The sequence below is a fragment of the Streptomyces sp. 13-12-16 genome, assembly GCF_002114215.1.
In the GTDB taxonomy this organism is placed as follows: Bacteria; Actinomycetota; Actinomycetes; order Streptomycetales; family Streptomycetaceae; genus Streptomyces.
In genome coordinates, this window is the sequence record NZ_NCTE01001186.1 from 1 (window position 1) to 3,244 (window position 3,244).

Below are 3,244 nucleotides of genomic sequence, written 5' to 3' on the forward strand. Positions count from 1 at the left end.
CCGGGCCGCCGTCGCCTCCCGCATCGGCCTGACCCGCGCGGCGGTGTCCACACTGGTCGACGAGCTCATCCGCTCGGGCCTGCTGGAGGAACTGGGCCCCGAGCGGCCCGGACGCGTGGGCCGTCCCGGCTCCGCGCTCGCCGTCAGCGGGCGCGGGCCCGCGGGGATCGGCGCCGAGGTCGGCGTCGATCACCTCGCGGTCTGCGCGGTCGACCTGCGCGGACGGGTCCGGTCCCGGGCGGTGCGGCACGTCCCGAACCGGGACCGCTCCCCCGGTCCGGTGCTCGGGGAACTCACCGAGCTGACGGAGCGGGTCGTCGCCGAGGCGGAGGGCGAGGGCCTGTGGCCGGCGGGGCTCGCCGTGGCCGTACCGGGTCTGGTGGCGCGCGACGCCCGGACCGTCGTACGCGCCCCGAACCTCGGCTGGCTCGACACGGACCTCGGCGACCTGCTCCCGGCGGGCCTGCCGCTCACCGTGGCCAACGAGGCCAACTTCGGCGCACTGGCCGAACTGTGGCTCGGCGAGGACACCCCCCGCGACTTCCTCCATGTGTCCGCCGAGATCGGTATCGGTGCCGCGGTCGTCGTGGACGGGCGGCTGCTGCACGGAAACCGGGGGTTCGCGGGCGAGCTGGGCCATGTACCGGTACGGCCGGACGGACCGGAGTGCGCCTGCGGCGGACGGGGCTGTCTGGAGCAGTACGCCGGTGAGGAGGCGGTGCTGCGCGCGGCCGGACTGGAGCCGGGCGAGGACCGCGTCGGCCTCCTCGCGGGCCGTGCCGAGCAGGGCGACACGAACGTACGACGCGCCCTGGAGGACGCGGGAACGGCGCTCGGGATCGCCCTGACCGGGGCGGTCAACCTGCTGGACCCCGAGAGCGTGGTGCTGGGCGGAGCCCTGTCCGGGCTCGCACCCTGGCTGCTGCCGTCGCTCCGCTCCGAACTGGCCCGCCGCACCGCGGGGCCGGCCTGTCCCGTCTCCGTCTCCCCACTGGGCCCCGAGGGCCCGCTGCTGGGCGCGGCGCACTCGGTGGTGCGGGGGGTCCTGGACGACCCGGCGGCGGTGGCCGAACGGGCCTGACGCGCGAGCCTCTCCTCGAGTTCCGCACGAAGTCGCGCAGGGCGTCGCTGCCGCCGACGGTCGCCGCCCGGCCGTCCCGGTCGCGCACGGGGACGAGAAGTCCGTACCAGGTCACGAGCCCACCGGCTGCCACGACGTGATCGCGCATCAGGCTCTCACCGGGGTTCTGGCGGTCTCACCGCCTCACCGATCGATTACGAATCGCCCAACATCTGGTGGCCGGACGTTGAGCAGGCAACGATGAGGGCATGACACCGGCGCAGCGAGCCATGGAGCGACTGCTCACCTGGCCCGATCTCACGGCCTGTCCGGCCGGTTGCGGCACGGGGCGGGCCCTCCGCACCGCCCGTGACGAGATCGTCCACTTCCACTCCGCGCGGGACGTGGACCTCCACCTCACCCGTCGCGCCATCCAGCGCTTCCACTACGACCTGGGCGGGTCGAGCGCGATACAAGTGGTCCCGGACTCCGGCTGGGTGACGGTGCATCTGGACTGCGCCACGGACGTGGACCTGCTGCTCAGCCTGGTGAGCGTCGCTCTCAAGGCGCACCAGAGCAGGCCCCCGTCCGCACCGCCGGCACCGGCGGGGTGCAACTTCCACCGCGTCACCGTGCTGCCGCGCGACGCGGTGTCCGACCGCTGAACCACGCTCCGCGCGGTGGCCTCACGGCCGCAGACCGCCGACGATGTCGGCGGTCGCCGTGAGGCCGCTGTGGATCGTGGGCGCGATGCTCGTGCTGGCCAGGTAGAACCCGAGCAGCAGACAGACCAGCGCGTGGGAGATCTTCAGCCCGCCGTTGCGCAGGAAGATCACCGCAAGGACCGAGAGCAGCAGCACCACAGAGATGGAAATGGCCATCGTCAACCTCCTCCGCCACATCCGTTTCGCGGCGTTCGGCCGCAAGTGTGGCGTAACGGAGGGTTCGTCCGGGCGGCTGACCTGTCCTCCGAACGTGTGGTGTCACGCCCTCCGGTAGGCGTCGAGGAAGGCTTCCAGGCCCGCGAGGTCGTCGGTGTTGAGGTGGTCGACGTCCGCCGCCACCAGTTCGCCCCAGAGCGCGTCGCGGGCGGGGCCCGGCAGGTCGGGGGTGGCCCAGAACCGCACCCGCTGCCCACGCGCGTGGGCGGCGCCCACGATGTCACGGAGTTTCCGGCGCTCGGCGTCGGGGAAGGCGCCGACGCCCTGCCAGGTGAAGTTGAGTGTCCAGTTGTCGGAGATCAACGGGACGAAGGAGGCGGGTGCGGTGCTGCCGAGGTCGGTGAGCCGGCCGTCGTAGAAGGCGCGGCGTACCCGTTGGGCCTCCATGGGCGCGCGGGCCGCGCGGTCACCGGAGACGACGGCGGTGACCGGTCCGGGCAGCACCCTGCCGTGGACGCAGGTGGTGAACAGGTGCCGGTATCGGCGCAGACGGCGGTCGAGTTCGAGATAGGTGGAGGCGCCCTCGGTCTTGATGTCGATCAGCAGCTGGAGCGGCCTGCGGTGCCCGCGGTACACCGAGCCGTGGTGGGCACGGACCCGGGCGGTGAGCGGGTCGAGGTAGAGGGATTCGAGGGTGCGGGACGGGTCGAGGTCCTCGGGGTCGTGGGCGACGAGGAGTTGACCACCGACCAGGTAGATGTCGGCCTCGACGCTGCCGAAGCGGTGGTCGAGTGCGTCGAGGAGGGGGCGGGGGTGCTCGTAGTCGTTGTGGGCGTGGGCTCGCCACAACGGGCTCGGGCGGCGCCGCTGTTCACCGGCCAGTGCCTGGGTCGCGGGGAGGGCGACCGAGCCGGCGAGGGCGGCGCCGAGGGCGGTGAGGGCTCTGCGACGGGTGGTGAGGACCATGCTCTGCCTCCCTGGAGGGACCGTACGGGACCTCAGTGAGTATGAGGTCCGCAGGTGCCCAAGGGGCACGGCCGTGCGGGGAGTTGGCCGATCCGCCGTCGGTCGTTCACTTCACCGGGCCGGGCGCACGGAGAAGCCCGCCCCCGGGGGGACGGGCTCCTTCCGTCGTTCGACCGGTCAGGGTGCTCTCAGGTCGACCAGTTCCGCCAGCGCCTCGCGGTGGGCGCCCGCCGTGCCGTAGGCGATCGAGTCGGCCTTGGCGCGCTTGAGGTGGAGGTGCACCGGGTGCTCCCAGGTCATGCCGATGCCGCCGTGCAGTTGCAGTGCCTCCTCCGCG

The 3,244-nt window shown here is 73.0% G+C and carries 5 protein-coding genes; 2 read left to right on the forward strand and 3 right to left on the reverse strand.

The genetic code is table 11. The features are described from left to right. Positions 1-1,081, forward strand: a 1,081-nt coding sequence (locus B7767_RS37200; protein WP_085575855.1) for an ROK family protein, incomplete at its 5' end; no start/stop codon positions are given. A gap of 248 nt (positions 1,082-1,329) precedes the next feature. After that, complete coding sequence (locus B7767_RS37205) at positions 1,330-1,725, forward strand: luciferase family protein (RefSeq protein ID WP_085575856.1); 396 nt, start codon at positions 1,330-1,332, stop codon at positions 1,723-1,725. Positions 1,726-1,746: 21 nt separating this feature from the next. Here the strand turns inward: B7767_RS37205 and B7767_RS37210 are convergent, their stop codons facing one another. The 3 genes from B7767_RS37210 to B7767_RS45280 all read right to left on the reverse strand — a co-directional run. Then, complete coding sequence (locus B7767_RS37210; protein ID WP_073934709.1) at positions 1,747-1,941, reverse strand: hypothetical protein; 195 nt, start codon at positions 1,939-1,941, stop codon at positions 1,747-1,749. A 102-nt stretch (positions 1,942-2,043) separates the two neighbouring features. Beyond that, the gene (locus B7767_RS37215; protein ID WP_085575857.1) at positions 2,044-2,907 is read right to left on the reverse strand and encodes a phosphatidylinositol-specific phospholipase C/glycerophosphodiester phosphodiesterase family protein; all 864 of its coding nucleotides are present in this window, start codon (positions 2,905-2,907) and stop codon (positions 2,044-2,046) included. A 177-nt stretch (positions 2,908-3,084) separates the two neighbouring features. After that, positions 3,085-3,244 (reverse strand): acyl-CoA dehydrogenase family protein (locus B7767_RS45280; protein ID WP_256923704.1); only part of this gene is annotated, 160 nt, incomplete at its 5' end.

Bases quoted from the DNA above. Each gene is read 5' to 3' on its own strand.
- B7767_RS37205 (WP_085575856.1), top strand. From the start codon at position 1,330: ATGACACCGGCGCAGCGAGCCATGGAGCGACTGCTCACCTGGCCCGAT.
- B7767_RS37210 (WP_073934709.1), bottom strand. From the start codon at position 1,941: ATGGCCATTTCCATCTCTGTGGTGCTGCTGCTCTCGGTCCTTGCGGTG.
- B7767_RS37215 (WP_085575857.1), bottom strand. From the start codon at position 2,907: ATGGTCCTCACCACCCGTCGCAGAGCCCTCACCGCCCTCGGCGCCGCC.